Source organism: Pseudomonas sp. GL-RE-26, from assembly GCF_019956275.1.
GTDB classification, from domain to species: domain Bacteria; phylum Pseudomonadota; class Gammaproteobacteria; order Pseudomonadales; family Pseudomonadaceae; genus Aquipseudomonas; species Aquipseudomonas grandcourensis.
The window spans coordinates 23,582-38,493 of the sequence record NZ_JAHBDI010000022.1; the positions used below are offsets into that span (position 1 = coordinate 23,582).

The 14,912-nt window shown below is 61.1% G+C and carries 13 protein-coding genes; 8 read left to right on the plus strand and 5 right to left on the minus strand.

Features of this window, described 5'->3' with window-relative positions; translation table 11 throughout:
- Nucleotides 1-46: 46 nt before the first annotated feature.
- The 5 genes from KGB07_RS15120 to KGB07_RS15140 all read right to left on the minus strand — a co-directional run bounded on the left by KGB07_RS15120 (nt 47) and on the right by KGB07_RS15140 (nt 5,076).
- A complete protein-coding gene (locus tag KGB07_RS15120) occupies nt 47-1,594 on the minus strand; it encodes an amino acid ABC transporter permease/ATP-binding protein (protein WP_046043206.1) in 1,548 nt (515 codons plus the stop codon).
- Nucleotides 1,595-1,658: 64 nt separating this feature from the next.
- On the minus strand, nt 1,659-2,453 hold the full coding sequence (locus KGB07_RS15125; RefSeq protein ID WP_046043205.1) for an ABC transporter substrate-binding protein: 795 nt from the start codon (nt 2,451-2,453) through the stop codon (nt 1,659-1,661).
- A gap of 46 nt (nt 2,454-2,499) precedes the next feature.
- Nucleotides 2,500-3,570: an isopenicillin N synthase family dioxygenase gene (locus KGB07_RS15130; RefSeq protein WP_223465787.1), complete on the minus strand. Its 1,071-nt coding sequence runs from the start codon at nt 3,568-3,570 to the stop codon at nt 2,500-2,502.
- Nucleotides 3,571-3,584: 14 nt separating this feature from the next.
- Nucleotides 3,585-4,436, minus strand: coding sequence for a sugar phosphate isomerase/epimerase family protein (locus KGB07_RS15135; RefSeq protein WP_046043203.1), 852 nt, complete (start codon nt 4,434-4,436; stop codon nt 3,585-3,587).
- Between the two features lie 370 nt (nt 4,437-4,806).
- Nucleotides 4,807-5,076 carry a hypothetical protein gene (locus KGB07_RS15140; RefSeq protein WP_046043202.1) on the minus strand — a complete coding sequence of 90 codons (270 nt, stop codon included), beginning with the start codon at nt 5,074-5,076 and terminating at the stop codon, nt 4,807-4,809.
- 179 nt (nt 5,077-5,255) lie between these two features.
- On the opposite strand from KGB07_RS15140, the gene KGB07_RS15145 reads away from it, so the two are divergent.
- The 8 genes from KGB07_RS15145 to KGB07_RS15180 all read left to right on the plus strand — a co-directional run bounded on the left by KGB07_RS15145 (nt 5,256) and on the right by KGB07_RS15180 (nt 14,874).
- Nucleotides 5,256-6,029: a ParA family protein gene (locus KGB07_RS15145; protein WP_223465945.1), complete on the plus strand. Its 774-nt coding sequence runs from the start codon at nt 5,256-5,258 to the stop codon at nt 6,027-6,029.
- A 401-nt stretch (nt 6,030-6,430) separates the two neighbouring features.
- The gene (locus tag KGB07_RS15150; RefSeq protein ID WP_223465788.1) at nt 6,431-6,613 is read left to right on the plus strand and encodes a hypothetical protein; all 183 of its coding nucleotides are present in this window, start codon (nt 6,431-6,433) and stop codon (nt 6,611-6,613) included.
- 25 nt (nt 6,614-6,638) lie between these two features.
- Complete coding sequence (locus tag KGB07_RS15155; protein WP_046043199.1) at nt 6,639-7,868, plus strand: Zn-dependent hydrolase; 1,230 nt, start codon at nt 6,639-6,641, stop codon at nt 7,866-7,868.
- Between the two features lie 151 nt (nt 7,869-8,019).
- A complete protein-coding gene (locus tag KGB07_RS15160) occupies nt 8,020-9,045 on the plus strand; it encodes a histone deacetylase family protein (protein WP_046043198.1) in 1,026 nt (341 codons plus the stop codon).
- Between the two features lie 244 nt (nt 9,046-9,289).
- Nucleotides 9,290-11,194, plus strand: a complete 1,905-nt coding sequence (locus tag KGB07_RS15165; RefSeq protein ID WP_223465789.1) for a sigma-54-dependent Fis family transcriptional regulator — start codon at nt 9,290-9,292, stop codon at nt 11,192-11,194.
- Nucleotides 11,194-12,912, plus strand: a complete 1,719-nt coding sequence (locus tag KGB07_RS15170) for an ABC transporter ATP-binding protein (RefSeq protein WP_046043196.1) — start codon at nt 11,194-11,196, stop codon at nt 12,910-12,912. The genes KGB07_RS15165 and KGB07_RS15170 overlap by 1 nt, the downstream gene beginning before the upstream one ends.
- The gene (locus KGB07_RS15175; protein ID WP_046043195.1) at nt 12,902-13,579 is read left to right on the plus strand and encodes a S8 family serine peptidase; all 678 of its coding nucleotides are present in this window, start codon (nt 12,902-12,904) and stop codon (nt 13,577-13,579) included. The genes KGB07_RS15170 and KGB07_RS15175 overlap by 11 nt, the downstream gene beginning before the upstream one ends.
- Complete coding sequence (locus KGB07_RS15180) at nt 13,576-14,874, plus strand: tryptophan 7-halogenase (RefSeq protein WP_046043194.1); 1,299 nt, start codon at nt 13,576-13,578, stop codon at nt 14,872-14,874. The genes KGB07_RS15175 and KGB07_RS15180 overlap by 4 nt, the downstream gene beginning before the upstream one ends.
- The last annotated feature ends 38 nt before the right edge of the window (nt 14,875-14,912 follow it).

The window sequence follows — 14,912 nt, forward strand, 5'->3', positions numbered from 1 at the left end:
GTGCGTTTTCCTGAAAGAAGGACGTTCGAAGAAAGTGCTTGCCTGCTCATGCATGATCCAGCGTTGCAGACAGGTTCGGCGATCGAGTACTGATGCCCATGAAGCGCCGCACGCGTTCTCCTTCGGCTTCGCATCGTATGGTTTGCGGTGCGGCATCCAGCTGGATATTACCGTTCTCCATGAATACGACCCGGTCGGATATCGACATGGCAAAGTCCATTTCGTGGGTCACGATCAGCATGGTCATGCCTTCTTTGGCCAGGTCGCGTATCACGTTCAGCACATCGTTGACCAGTTCCGGGTCGAGGGCCGAGGTCGGCTCGTCGAACAGCATGATCTGCGGCTCCATCGCCAGGGCTCGAGCGATCGCCACGCGCTGTTGCTGCCCACCGGAGAGCTGGTGCGGATACTTGTGGGCATGGGCCAGCAGGCCGACCTTGTCCAGTAGCGCATAAGCACGATGTTCACTCAGCTCGCCCGGCTGTCCGTGGTAACGCGGTGCCAGGGTGACGTTGTCGAGAATGGTACGGTGCGGGAACAGGTTGAAGTTCTGGAACACCATGCCGATGTGCCGCACGCCTTTGCGCAGGCGGGTGCTGTTGGGTTTGTCCGACGCTTCGATGAATTTTTCGCCGAACAACAGAATGTCGCCGGTATCGATGGTTTCCAGGCCGTTGACCGTGCGGATCAACGACGTCTTGCCGGAGCCGGATGGCCCGATGATCGAGACCACCTGGCCGTATTCGACATTCAGGTCGATACCCATCAGCACCTTGTGGGTGCCATAGCTCTTCTGGATGTTCTTCAGTTGCAGGATGGGCGTCGCGCTGTTGCCGGCGGCTTTGCGCGCAGTGTCGGGCAACGCTTCGGCGCTGGCCTTGAACCTGGCGATGGTGGCCTCGTCGAGTGTGTGCGGCTTGCGGAAGTTCAGGTCCAGATAGCGCTCCAGGCGCTGCAGGAAATAACCGAACACGGTGACGATCAACACGTAATAGACGCCTACCGCCGCCAGGGTTTCCATGACCAGGAAGTTGGTGGCATAGAGGCGCTGGCCGACAGTGAGGATTTCGGTCAGGGAGATGACCGAGACCAGCGAGGTCAGCTTGACCACCGTGATGTATTCATTGATCAGCGTGGGCAGCGAAATACGGAAAGCCTGGGGGATCACGATCAGGCGTTGCATGCCGAACGGGCCGACACCCAGCGCGCGCCCGGCTTCCTTCTGGCCCTTGGCCACGGAGATCAGGCCACCACGATGGATTTCCGCCATGTACGCAGCTTCAGTGACCACCAGGGCCAGCAACCCTGCGTAGAAGGGGTTGGACAGAATCGGTCCGCTACCGGGAAACAATTGCGGCAGGTTGTAGACGAACACCACCAGCACCAGCAACGGGATGCTGCGGAAGAACCAGATGTAGACCGCTGCGGGAATGCGCAGCAAGGGCGATTGGGACAGCTTGGCCGAGGCCAGGACAAAACCCAGCAGCATGCCGATGAACCAGGCCAGGGCGCTGAGCTGGACCACCGTGACGCAGGCCTTCCAGAAGTCCGGCAGGGAGAACAGGGATAAGAAATACGACCAATCGAATTGCATGGGGCACCTCGAACTGCCGCCCCGGTGCAGGGGAGGCAGATGACCAGACTACAAGGACAGGTTCTTAGTTGGCAGTCGGTTCTTCCAGGCCATATTTCTGGAGAATTGCCGCGTATTCACCGCTCTTTTTGCTCTCCTCGAAGGCCTTTTGCACGGCCTGGAAGGTTTCGTCGTTACCTTTCTTGACGAAGATGCCCAGGGTTTGCTGATAAATCGGATGTTCGGTGGTGATCACTACCCGGCCGTTGGTCTTTTCCGCGATCATTTTTGCCGCACCGGCGATTTCAACCTGGGCCTGAATGTTCTTGGACAGCAAGGCCTGGGTCACTTCAGGTGCCGAAGGGTACTCGCTGACGGTGATCGCGCCTTTGTTGTTCGGCACGCAGTATTCATCGGAGAGCTTCTTGAATTCCTTGACCCAAGTGGTGCCCTGTTCCAGGCCCAGTTTCAGGCCGCACAGGTCTTCAGGCTTTTTTGCATTGATCTCGCTGCCCTTGGGCACCATGACCGCGGCACCGGTATTGGCATAGGCGATGGTCTGGGCCTGGGTCTGGCGCTCCGGTGTGATGTACATGCCGGAAATGATCGCGTCGTACTTGCCGGAGTTAAGGCCCAGGATCAGGCTCGGGAACTTGGTGTCGACGAACTCCACCTTGGCGTTCATGTGTTTGGCCAGTGACGTTGCCAGTTCGGGGTCCGAACCCACTACGTTCTTGTCCTTGTCATAGGACTCGAAGGGTGGGTAGGTGATCTCCATGCCGACCTTCAACGTGTCTGCCGCGGCCATGCTCACCGAGGCGCCGAACATGCCGGCTGCCAATACAGCCAGGCTCAAAAGGTTTTTCTTGTTGTTTTTCATGACGTGCTGACTCCGGCGTAGGTAGGGGTTTAGCTGAAAACTTCAATCAGGACGGTTGAGCCTGATTTTTCAAATGTCCGAAACTGGCGGGCTTTCGTGCCTTGCCTGGCAGTTGAACTTCCCCGTTGGCCACCCTCTGGCGCAGATACTGATAGGTCTGCAACGCCTGGCCATACATGTGTTCGCCGATGGTGATTTCTTCGTAGTCGTTGCCTGCCTGGGCGAATCCGGGCAGCGGTCTGATCTGGGTGTGATAGTCGCAGGCATAAAACAGCGGGAAGGAATAACGCTCCTCCTTCACGCTGCGCACCCGGTGCGCGGTGGCAACGAAAGCGCCTGCCGTCATCACCTCCAGCATGTCGCCGATGTTGACGACAAAGGCATCGGCAATCGGTGGTGCATCGATCCATTGGCCAAGATTGTTCATCACCTCAAGGCCCGGTTTGTCGGCCAAAAGAATGGTGAAGCACTCGTAATCAGTATGGGCTCCAAGACCTGGTGCGTCATGGGCTGCGCCGTCGAAGGGATAGTGGATAAGGCGCAGCTTGGACGGTGGACGGGTAACCAGGCTGTCGAAGTAGTTTTCTTCCAGGCCCAGGGTCAGGGCAAAGCCGCCGAACAGGCGCCGGCCCAAGGCGAAGATGGCTTCATAGTAGGCCTGCACCGACGCCTTGAAACCTTGCAGCTGCGGCCAGTCGTTGGGCCCCAGCAATGGGGTGTTGGCCAGCACCAGCGGGTCATCGGCCGGGACTTCGAAACCGACGTCGAAGGCTTCCTTGTGGTCCGGCTTGCCCTTGGAATAGACCTCTTCGCCTTCGGGCACAAAGCCCTTGTGGGTTTGCGAGGTGCCAATGTAGTGGCGCATCTTGGCGTCCAGCGGCTGGTCGAAAAAGTCCTTGGCAGCCTTGCGCAGGTTGGCGATCAGTTGCGGGTCGATACCGTGATCGGTGATATAGAGGAACCCGACCTCGCTGGCAGCGCGCCCCAATTTTTCGGCGACGGCCAGGCGGTGTTCCAGTTCAAAGCTGAACAGACCGGCGATGTTGACCACCGGGATGCTGTTGAAGTTGGCTTTGTGTGAGTCAGTGCTTGCGCTGTTGTTTTTGTTGTCAGGCATGACGCATCGGCTCCCTAAGGATGGCTTGAGTGGCTGAAACGCTCGAAGTGTTCACGCTCGGTCTGGCCCATCCACACGTTCAACGACCACAGGTCGGCGACCGGGACATTGGTGAAGGGCAAATGATGCAGGTAGCCGTCGGCGCCGAATTCCGGGGTCAAGGTGCTGACCTGGTAACCGCGGGCTTGCTGCGAGCGCCAGATGCTTTCCCAGTGCTGCTGGTGGAAGGCCAGTTCCCTTGCATATTCGGGAGCCGCCGGGTGCGGAACCTGCGGTCCCTGGTCATAACCGACCCTGGCCTGGATATGGTGAACCCGCTCGATGAAAGCGCTCAGGTCATCGGCCGGGTCATTCAACAGGCGCTCGCAGGTCACCACCCAATGGCTGATGTCACTGGTAAACAGCAGCTCGGGCAGTTGCCGGATCAACTCCAGGGTCACCCAGGGGTTGAACAGCGAACGCGAGCGGTGGATTTCGAAACTGCAGACCTGGCCGTGCTTGCGCGCCAGTTCCAGCGCATGGCCAAAAAACTCTACTTGCTGTGGCAAGGACCAGCGGTCATTGCCCGCCAGCACGTTGACGAAGCGTGGGCCGAGTTCGGCGGCCCAGGCGAGTTTCTGGTCGAGGTCATTGAGGTGGACGGCAGGGGTTGCCGACTGATCCGGCAGCACGTCGTACGCGGTGAAGACCGTGCTGATATAGCCCAGGCGATTGGCCTGGAGAAAGGCGGCGAACTCGGCCCGTTCACGGGTGTCCAGTGGCAGGCGTGCTTCCATGCCATCAAAGCCTGCTTGCAGCAACTCCTCGAGCGCCTGAGCCTTGCTGGCGGTGTAGCCCCACAGCGTGCGAAAAATTTCCAGCTTCATCGGTGATCCTCAAAAATCCCAGGGCCTGCTGCAAAAGCACTTCGACGGCGCCAGGCTGCCAAGAGGCTGGTTCGCTGTGGAGCCGATGTTAGGCACAGGCCGCAGACTGAAAGAATCCGAAAGTTCAAATGAATACTTCAGACTTTCATTAACAAATAGCTAGCTACTTATAGTGCTGCAAAGGAGGGATTTTATCGGCGAGAACGTGTCTACGTTGGCTATTAGCGAGAGATGCCATTGTTACGGCATCATTTTGAAGAGTCCCAAGCGACACCAAGCCGCTGAGGGTTGGCATTTGCTCGATTCTGCTGAAAAGACGGTCCTTCCAGACTGACCGGATTCAACCGGTCGCTGCCGACGAAGTTCCAGGCTACTTGCCATTCCTGGCATGCGCTACCTTCGCTCGAATGCCATCAAGATATTGGGACCTCAGCTCTGTCGTTAACGGCCCAAGGATGGGGTTTGCTTTGAACCGGGCCAACAGATGCTCAATCACCCGATCTACCTTGGCGTAGGCAGCGGTGACGCTTGAAGGTACCAGCGGATCAAACTGAATCCCTTCCATCTCGATATCGAGTCGTTTCAACACGGGTTGTGCGTCCAGGATCTGGTGGCGTATTTCATCCAGTGAACATTGCATTGTCGACCTCCTTGTAATGCCATAAGTACAGACACGCCTATCGTTAACTGCATGTCGGATGGCGCAGTCAGGGAATGGCAGTTGCTGTCTTAAAAATGAAACAAAATTGTCGCGTAGAAATATTACTGAAATGTTTCAATCCTATGATCGAGGGAGATCTTTTTCAGGTTACCTTCCTCATGCGTCGAGCTGTGTTCAATCAAAAAGGAGGCGTTGGAAAATCAAGCATCGCCTGCAATCTCGCGGCTGTCAGTGCTGCCGAAGGCTACAGGACGCTACTGGTGGATCTCGATCCCCAGGCTAACTCGACCCAATACCTGACCGGACTGACAGGCGATGATATCCCCATGGGGATCGCCGATTTTTTCAAGCAAACTTTATCCAGTGGCCCGGCCAGCAAAAAGAATCGGGTGGCCATCACGGATACTCGCTACGACAATCTGCACCTGGTCACGGCCAGCCACGAGCTTGCCGATCTGCAGCCAAAGCTTGAGTCAAGATTCAAGATCAATAAGCTGCGCCGCTTGTTGGTGGAGCTTTCCGAAGATTACGAACGCATTTATATCGATACTCCGCCGTCCTTGAATTTCTATACCTTCAGCGCACTGATCGCCGCCGACCGCGTGCTGATTCCATTCGATTGCGACAGCTTTTCCCGTCAGGCGCTCTATAGCGTCATCGCCGAAGTGGCCGAGTTGCAGGCTGACCATAATGAGTCGTTGATCGTGGAAGGAGTGGTGGTCAACCAGTTTGTGGCACGTGCCAGCGTGCACCAGATGCTGATCGACGAATTGGTGGCCGAGGGCTTGCCCGTGTTACCGGATTATTTGAGCAGCACGGTCAAAATGCGTGAGTCCCATGAAGCGTCGGTGCCCATGATCCATTTGGCGCCACACCATAAGCTTTCATTGGAATTCGTCAGCCTGTTTTCCGCTTTGGAAAGAGCCGGTTAATCCGTGCGCTGAACATAAAATTGCAATCGAAAGGCCAGTACGATAACTCGCGCGCAATCGCTAGCTTCTGCTTTGAATCAACACCTGTTTTCCTGGCCGCCTTTGGGGCGGCCTTTTTTTGCCAGCGTTTTTTGGACGCCGCATTTGCAGTTTTTGCATTTCGTCCCCGGCTTGTCGAAGTTCACAAGTGGCTGCTGCTCTCAATTATAAGCTGTATTAATACTTCGAATAATAAATAGAAAATTGACTAATCATGGTCCCGGAACGAAAAATCATCCCCAGACCGGCGCCGCCAGAGCTCCGTGGATTTTCCGTTTCTCTCCTGCCAGAAAAATAACCAAAGGAGTCCCCCATGAAGCCTCCCGCTTCGTCCCAGCCGCGCCGTGCTGGTGTTCGGCGCGTTGTTTTTTCCCTCCGATGACAAACTGTTCAGCACCATGGCCGCTTTCGGCACGTTCGCCGTGGGTGGCGAGTGGGGCGGGGCGGTGTTCTACAGCCTGATCGCCGCGACTTCGCTGCTGTGTGTGCTGTCCCTTGCCCGTCGCCATGCCAGCGCCGAACGCGTGGAACTGGCCAAGGCCTGATCCCTGAATTTTCCTGGAGAAACTCATGTTGAAGATCAATGGCGAACGCCTCTGGGCGAGCCTGATGGCGATGGCCGAAATCGGTGCCACCGCCCGTGGCGGCAGCTGCCGCCTGGCCCTGAGCGATGAGGACAAGGCCGGTCGTGAACTCTTTGCCCACTGGTGCCGCGAAGCCGGCATGACCCTGAGCGTGGATGCCATTGGCAACCTGTTCGCCCGCCGCGCCGGTACTGATCCCGACGTTGCGCCGGTGATGATGGGCAGCCACCTCGACACCCAGCCCGAAGGCGGGCGGTTCGATGGCGTGTACGGCGTGCTTGCCGGCCTGGAAGTGGTGCGATGCTTGAATGATCTGGGCATCCAGACCCGCAAGCCGCTGGAAGTGGCGGTGTGGACCAACGAAGAAGGCGTACGCTTCACCCCGGCGATGTTCGGCTCGGCGGTGTTCACCGGCATCATGGCGCTGGACGCCGCGCTGGCGGTGCGCGACATCGATGGCGTCAGCGTCGCCGAGGCGCTGCAACGCACCGGCTATGCCGGCGAGCGCCCGCTGGGCGGCGCGGTGGATGCGTACTTTGAAGCCCACATCGAACAAGGGCCGATCCTCGAAGACAACGCCAAGAGCATCGGCGTCGTCAGCGGCGGCCAGGCGATTCGCTGGCTCGACGTACGGGTAGAAGGCATGGCGGCTCACGCTGGCACCACGCCTATGCCCCTGCGCAAGGACGCCTTGTACGGCGTGGCGCAGATGATCCAGGCCATCGAAGGCCTGGCGGCGGACTTCGCCCCCGAAGGCCTGACCACGGTCGGCGAGTTGAGCATCAACAAGTCGTCGCGCAACACCATTCCGGGGCTGGTGAACTTCACCGTCGACCTGCGTCATCACCGCGATGAAACCATCGAGGCGATGGAGCAACAGGTCCGTACGCGGCTGCAGGCGATAGCCGACGCTCGCGGTTTGAACCTGGCGATCACCCCGCACTGGATCAGCCCGGCGACGCCGTTCGACGCGGACTGCGTGGCGGCGGTGCAACAGGCCGTGGATGCGCTGGGCTACGCTCAACAGTCGATTGTCAGCGGCGCCGGACATGACGCGATCCACCTGGCGCGGTACTGCCCGACGGCCATGGTGTTCATCCCGTGCGTGGGTGGCCTGAGCCACAACGAAGCCGAAGACGTGTTGCCCGAAGATGTGCGGCAGGGCACCGATGTGTTGCTCAACGCGGTGTTGGCTCGAGCCGGGAAAGCCGACTAAACACAATCCCTGTAGGAGCGAGCCTGCTCGCGATAGCGGTGGATCAGTCGCCATCAATGTTGAATGTGCCGACCTCATCGCGAGCAGGCTCGCTCTTACAGAGGGATGTGTCCGGTTTCAAGATTTTCGTTAACTGACAGGTATTCATTCCATGCGCAGTTTTTTCCACCCAGAACAATTACTCCACCATCCCCGCAGTTACTACTCCCGTGGCCAGATGCGTACGCCGCAGGAAGTGCCTGAGCGCGCACAGCGCCTGGTGCAGGCGTCTCACGCGTTGGGGTTTACCGTCGAGCAACCGGCCGATGCCGGGCTCGATCCGCTGCTGGCGGTGCACGGTGCGCCGTACCTCACGTTTTTGCAGGAAGCCCATCAGCGCTGGAAAGAGATTCCCGAGGATTGGGGCGACGAGGTGATGTCTAACATCTTCGTCCGCGAGCCCAATGCCCTGCGCGGGATTCTCGCGCAGGCGGCGCGCTATCTGGCCGACGGCAGTTGCCCGGTGGGCGAGCAGACCTGGCGTTCGGCCTACTGGTCGGCGCAAAGCGCCATCGCCGGGGCCCGGGCGTTGCTCGATGGCGAGCCGGCAGCCTATGCCCTGTGCCGTCCACCGGGTCACCACGCCCGAGCGGAAGCGGCGGGTGGTTTCTGTTATGTGAACAATGCGGCGGTGGCGGCGCAGGTATTGCGCGGCGGTTTTTCGCGGGTGGCGGTGCTGGATACTGACATGCACCACGGCCAGGGGATTCAGGAGATTTTCTACGACCGCGATGACGTGCTTTACGTGTCGGTGCACGGCGATCCGACCAACTTCTATCCGGGCGTCGCAGGTTTCGCCGATGAGCGCGGTGTCGGGGCGGGGGAGGGTTTCAACCTCAACCTGCCGATGGCCCATGGCGCGAGCGAGGCGGATTTTCTCGAGCAATTGGATGTAGCGCTGCAGGAGGTGAAGGACTTTGGCGCCGAGGTGCTGGTGTTGTCCCTGGGCTTCGATATTTTCGAACTGGACCCGCAGAGCAAAGTGGCGGTGACTCGCGAAGGTTTTGCCGTGCTCGGGGAGCGGATTCGCAGCCTGGGGTTGCCGTGCCTGATTGTGCAGGAGGGCGGGTATCACCTGGAGAGTCTGGAGGACAATGCGCGAGCGTTTTTTGTGAGCACTGAGGTTTGGCAGCTCTGAGATCTTGGGTGTCTGGAAGATCGCTTTCGCGGGCAAGCCCGCTCCCACAGGTTTCGCGTCGTCCACAAATCTGCGGTTCTACTCGGACACTGTGGGAGCGGGCTTGCTCGCGAAGAACGATAACGTGGTCTACCTGACGGAACACAAGCGCCCTACGGCACTTGCCATAGCCCTTACGTTAACGTAAAGATTGCTCCAGGGCGCCGACGTATGAAGGCGCAGGGTGGACGACCCGGAGCGCTTGATGACGCTAATAAAAACAAACTCCCCCAAACTGCATCGCGAAGCCCGGTTGGCCCGGGAAAAGCTGCACCTGGAAGGCGAAGTGCCGGATGGCGTCCTGCGGGCGGAAATCGATGCCTCGTGGCGGCGCAGCCTGAGCCATGGCGTGCATTTCAATGCCAAGCATGAGTTGGCGCTGGAATCGAGTGCCAGCCTCGACGTGTTGCTGGCCAGCAACCGTTTGCTGATCGACGCCGCGCTACCAGCGATCGATTACCTGGCCGAGCGTCAGGGCAAGGAGGGGCTGATCATCCTCGCCAACTCCGACGCCACTATCCTCGCCGTCGAAGGCCGCGCCGACCGTCTCAAGGGCAGTGGCTTGCAGGACATCACCCTCGGCGCCTGCTGGAGCGAAGCGGTTCGCGGCACCAACGCCCTCGGCACGGCGCTGGTGGAAGCCCGGCCGACCCTGATCGATTGCGGCGAACATTATCTGGATCGCCTCAGTGATTTTTCCTGCACTTCGGTGCCGATCCATTGCCCCCAAGGCGACATTCTTGGCGTCCTCGACCTGACCCGCGAAGGCCCCCTCGGTCGCGCCCACGACAGCACCGCGCTGCTGGCCATGGCGGTCAGCCAGATCGAAAGCCGGGTGTTCAACGCCAGTTATCCGGACGAAATCGTCCTGGCGTTCCACAGCCGCAGGCAATACCTGGAGTCCCCGTGGCAAGGCCTGCTGGCCGTGAGCCTCGGCGGGCAGATCCTGGCGGTCAGCGCCCAGGCCTGCCAGTTGCTCCACGCCGAGCGCTCGGCCCTGGTCGGTCGGCGCTGCGAGGAGTTTCTCGGCGTCGACGGCCTGCAGTTGTTGGCGCGCCTGCATCAAGGTGGGGCTGGCAGCCTGCAAACCGCCAAGGGTGAATTCTTCTACAAAACCCTGCGCGCGCCGCAACGCTCGATCAATGTCAGCAGCCCGCCGCGCACTGCGGCGAAAACACCCAAGGCGCAACCGGATCTGGAAGCGCTGGCCGGCAGCAATACGCGCTACGCCCGAGCCTTGCGCATGGCCCGTCAAGGCCTGGCCAATGAGTTGCCGGTCTTGTTGCTGGGCGAAACCGGCACCGGTAAGGAGGTCATCGCCCGCGCCCTGCACATGGCCGGAACGCGCTGCGACAAACCCTTCGTGGCGGTGAACTGCGCGGCCATTCCCGAAGGCCTGATCGAGTCCGAACTGTTCGGCTACCGCGAAGGCGCGTTCACCGGTTCACGCCGGGGCGGCATGGTCGGGCGCTTGCAGCAGGCCCATGGAGGCACCTTGTTCCTTGATGAAATCGGCGACATGCCATTGGCCTTGCAGGCCCGGCTGTTGCGGGTGTTGCAGGATCGCAAGGTCGCGCCCCTGGGCGCAGGCGAAGAGCAGGACATCGACGTCGCGCTGATCTGCGCCACCCACCGCGACCTCAAGCGCCTGGTGGAAGAAAAACACTTTCGCGAGGACCTGTTCTACCGGGTCAACGGCATCAGCGTGATGCTCCCGGCCCTGCGCGAACGCGAGGATTTCGGCGCGCTGGTCAGTCGCATGCTGTCAACACTGGGCGCCCCCACCGTGGTCCTGCACGACGATCTCGATCGCTTGCTCAGCGGCTATCACTGGCCGGGCAACATCCGCCAACTGGAGATGGTCCTGCGCACCGCGCTGGCCATGCGCGAACCGGGCGAAACCGTGCTGACCCTCGATCACTTGCCCGACAGCATGCTCGACGAGTTGACCGCCAGCGAACGGCCCCAGGCCGGCAGCATCCGGGAAAACGAACTGGAGCTGATTCGTCAGTCCCTGGACACGCACCAGGGCAACGTCTCGGCCGCCGCCGACGCCCTGGGCATCAGCCGCGCGACGCTTTATCGCAAGCTCAAACAGTTGCGTTCGTGATGCAGCGCTTGATCGTTCGGCTGATCGACAGCCAGAACCCCGAGGCCCTGCAAGCATCGCTGCGCTGGCTGTACAGCTTCGTGCGACCCCATCGCCTGGCGATTGCCGGGCTGTTGGGTTTGTCGGTCTGCGCCTCGGCGCTGGTGCTGGTGCAGCCGTGGCTGACCAAACTGCTGATCGACGATGGCCTGTTGGCGCGCAACTTCCCGATGCTGGTGTTGATTGCCGGGCTGATGATCGTCGCGGGGTTGCTGGGGACGGCGCTCTCGGGCATCAACCGCTACCTGCACACGCGACTGTCCGGGCGCATGCTGTTTGCTCTGCGCGACGACCTGTACCGGCATTTGCAAACCCTGTCGCCGAGCTTTTACGGCCAGCGGCGCATCGGCGACCTGATGTCGCGCCTCGATGGCGACGTCGCGGAAATCCAGCGGTTTGCCGTGGACTCGCTGTTCTCGGCGGTGTCGAGTGTGATCGGCCTGGTGGTCGCCATCGCGATGCTGCTGACGCTGTCCTGGAAACTCTCGTTGCTGGCCCTGGTGCTGATTCCCCTCGATGTCCTCTGGCTGCGCTGGATGCGGCGCAAGGTCGAGCGCGATGTGCGGCAGTTGCGCGAGCGTTCGGCGGACATGTCGTCGTTCATGGTCGAGACGCTGCCGGTGATGAAATTCATCCAGTCCGCCGGTCAGCAACAGCGCGAAGCACGGCGCCTCGAGACGCTGGGGCAGGGCTACATGAGCCAGTTGCTGCGTCTGCAAGTCACCGAATTTTTCACCCAGGCCGTGCCCGGTACCCTGACCTCGCTGTCCCGGGCCTGCGCATTCTTGATCGGCGGTTACTGGGTGGTGCAGGGCACCTGGCAACTCGGCGCGCTGATTGCGTTTTCCACTTACCTGGGCATGGCCGTGGGGCCGGTGCAGAGCTTGCTCGGGCTCTACGTCGCCATTCAGCGGATGACCGTCAGCCTCGGCCGGGTCATGGAACTGCGAGGGGAACAACCGACCGTGTTGACGCCCGCCGCGCCACGGGCGATGCCCAATGGCGGCGATCTCTGGTTCGACAACGTGCACTTCGCCCATCCCGGCCGTCAGTCGACCCTGCGCGGCATCGAAGCGCGGATTCCCTACGGTATGAAAGTGGCCCTCAGTGGCGGCTCGGGCGTGGGTAAATCCACCCTGATCGACCTGCTGCAACGTCATCACGATCCGCAATCGGGCCGGGTACTGCTGGGCGACGTCGATCTGCGTGAACTGGACCTGTTCCAGTTGCGTCGGCGCATTGCCATCGTCAGCCAGGACATCGTGCTGTTTCGCGGCAGCCTCGCCGACAACCTGGCCTACGCGGTGCCGGATGCCAGCCGCGAGGCGATTGCCGACGTGGCGCGACTGGCGCAACTCGACAGTCTGATCGAGTCCTTGCCCGAAGGCCTCGACAGCCCGTTGGGCGAGCGGGGTCAGCAGTTGTCCGGAGGGCAGAAACAACGCATCGCGATTGCCCGGGCGCTGTTGCAGGACCCTTTGATCCTGGTGCTTGATGAAGCCACGTCCGCGGTGGATGAAGCCACCGAGCGCGAAGTCATCGACGCCATCGACCGCTTGTTCGCCGGGCGTACGCGGATCCTGATCAGCCATCGCCCCTCAACCCTGGCCGATGCCGATCTGCGCTTCGAATTGCTCGACGGCGTGCTGACCTCGAAAACGGTGCTGCATGAAACCTGAGTTACGCATTGGTGTGGTGGACAGCGGCCACTCGGCGGCACAACGGGTGCAAGTGATCGCCGGTCGGCGCTTTTCATTGCTTGAAGACGGCCTGGCCGAGGGCGACTTGCGCGACGACCCGCTGGGGCATGGCAGCGCGGTGATCGAGGCGATCGGCCGGCGTGCACCTTCGGCGCTATTTTGCGTGGCCCAGGTGTTCGACCAGCGGGGTGTCACCAGCGCCTTGCAGATCGCCACGGCGATTGACTGGCTGCTGACGCAGGACGTGCGACTGATCAATCTGAGCCTCGGCCTGCGCCAGGATCGCAGCCTGCTGCGTGCGGCCTGTGCGGCGGCGGTGGCACGGGGCGTGCTGCTGTGTGCGTCGAGCCCGGCCCAAGGGGAAGGGGTGTATCCGGCGAACTATCCGCAGGTGGTGCGGGTGACCGGCGATGCACGGTGCGCCGAGCAGGAATGGTCGTGGCTCAACAGCGCCCAGGCGGATTTCGCCGCCTGTGTGCATGGCACCTACCCTGGGCAATCCGGGGCGAGCCTCGGTTGTGCGGCGTTGAGCGGACACATCGCCGGGTTCCTCGCCGAACAGCCTGACGCCAGCAATGCGCAAGTCATCGAGTGGTTGCGCGACCATGCCCGTTACCGTGGCCCTGAACGGCGCTTCGGGCCATGACCGACATCGTCATTCTTGGCGCCGGACCGGCCGGCGCCGCCGTCGCACTGGGATTGCGGCGGCTGGGCCATGGCGTCACGCTGATCAGCGAATGGCGTCGGTTTGCCGCGCTCGAAGGCGTGTCCGTGCGGGTTCTGGATGCCTTGCGCAGCGCGGGCCTGCATCAGGCGTTGGCGGAAGCGGCGCTGCCGTCTCAACGCCAGGTGAACTGGAATGGTCAGCACCATGCGCAGAACATCGAATACTTGCTCGACCGCCCGGTTTTTGATCGAGGCCTGCGTGAGGATTTGCGCCTGGCGGGGGTCGAGCTGATCGAAGGCCGGGTGCTGACGGTTCAGTCATCGGCCAATGGCCACCGAATCGAAATCGACGGCCGTGAACCGCTGCTCGCACCGTTTCTGGTGGAAGCTCGAGGACGTCAGGCCCCCGCTATCGGCAAGGGCTTGCGTGGACCCGAGACGGTCAGTTTGCTCAATCGCTGGCAGGGTTTGCCGGGCAGCACCGCCAGTGCCGTGGAAAGCCTCGAGGATGGCTGGGCATGGATGGCACGGCGCGCCGACGGCCAGTGTTACTGGCAATGGACGGTGGACGTGGCCAGCGCCGGGTTGCCGGGCAAGGCCATGTTGCTCGATTACTGCCGACAGCGGCGCCAGGGTTCGAAGCTGGCCACGGCTTTTTTTGCTGGCGAAGCGGAAGCTGATCTACAGCTGCACGCCCGCAGCAGCACGGCGATTCTGAGCCCGCAGGTGTGTGGCGAAAACTGGATTCGGGTCGGCGATGCGGCCATGGCGGTCGACCCGTTGTCGGGCAACGGGATTTTTCAGTCCTTGTCTTCGGCGTTGCAAGCGCCGGCAGTGATCAACACGCTGCTGTGCAAACCTGAGCGGGCGGCTCTTGCCCAGCGTTTCCACCAGCAGCGGTTGGAGCAATTGTTTTTGCGGTTTGCGCGGATCGGCCGGGATTTTTATGCCGATGAACAACGCTGGCTGGATCAGCCGTTCTGGCAGGCACGACGGAACTGGCCGGACGCCGAGGTGGCCCATGCCGAGGCGGATTTCAATGCGCTGAGGGTTGAGCGGGCGCCAGTGTTGCGTGACGGTTTTGTCGATGAGGCCGAGGTGGTGATCACTGCGGATCAGCCGCTGGGCATCTGGCATGTGCAAGGGGTTGAGGTGGCGGCGTTGGTGCAGAGGTTAAAGCAGGGAGAGCCGGCGGAGCAGGCGTTGGCCGGTTTGACGGTGGAGCAGGGGCGGATGGTTCGCAGCTGGTTGCTGGGTCAGGGTTTCAAACCCTGAGTGAAGAACCTCCGGAGCCGGCGAAAAGCCTGTTCTCC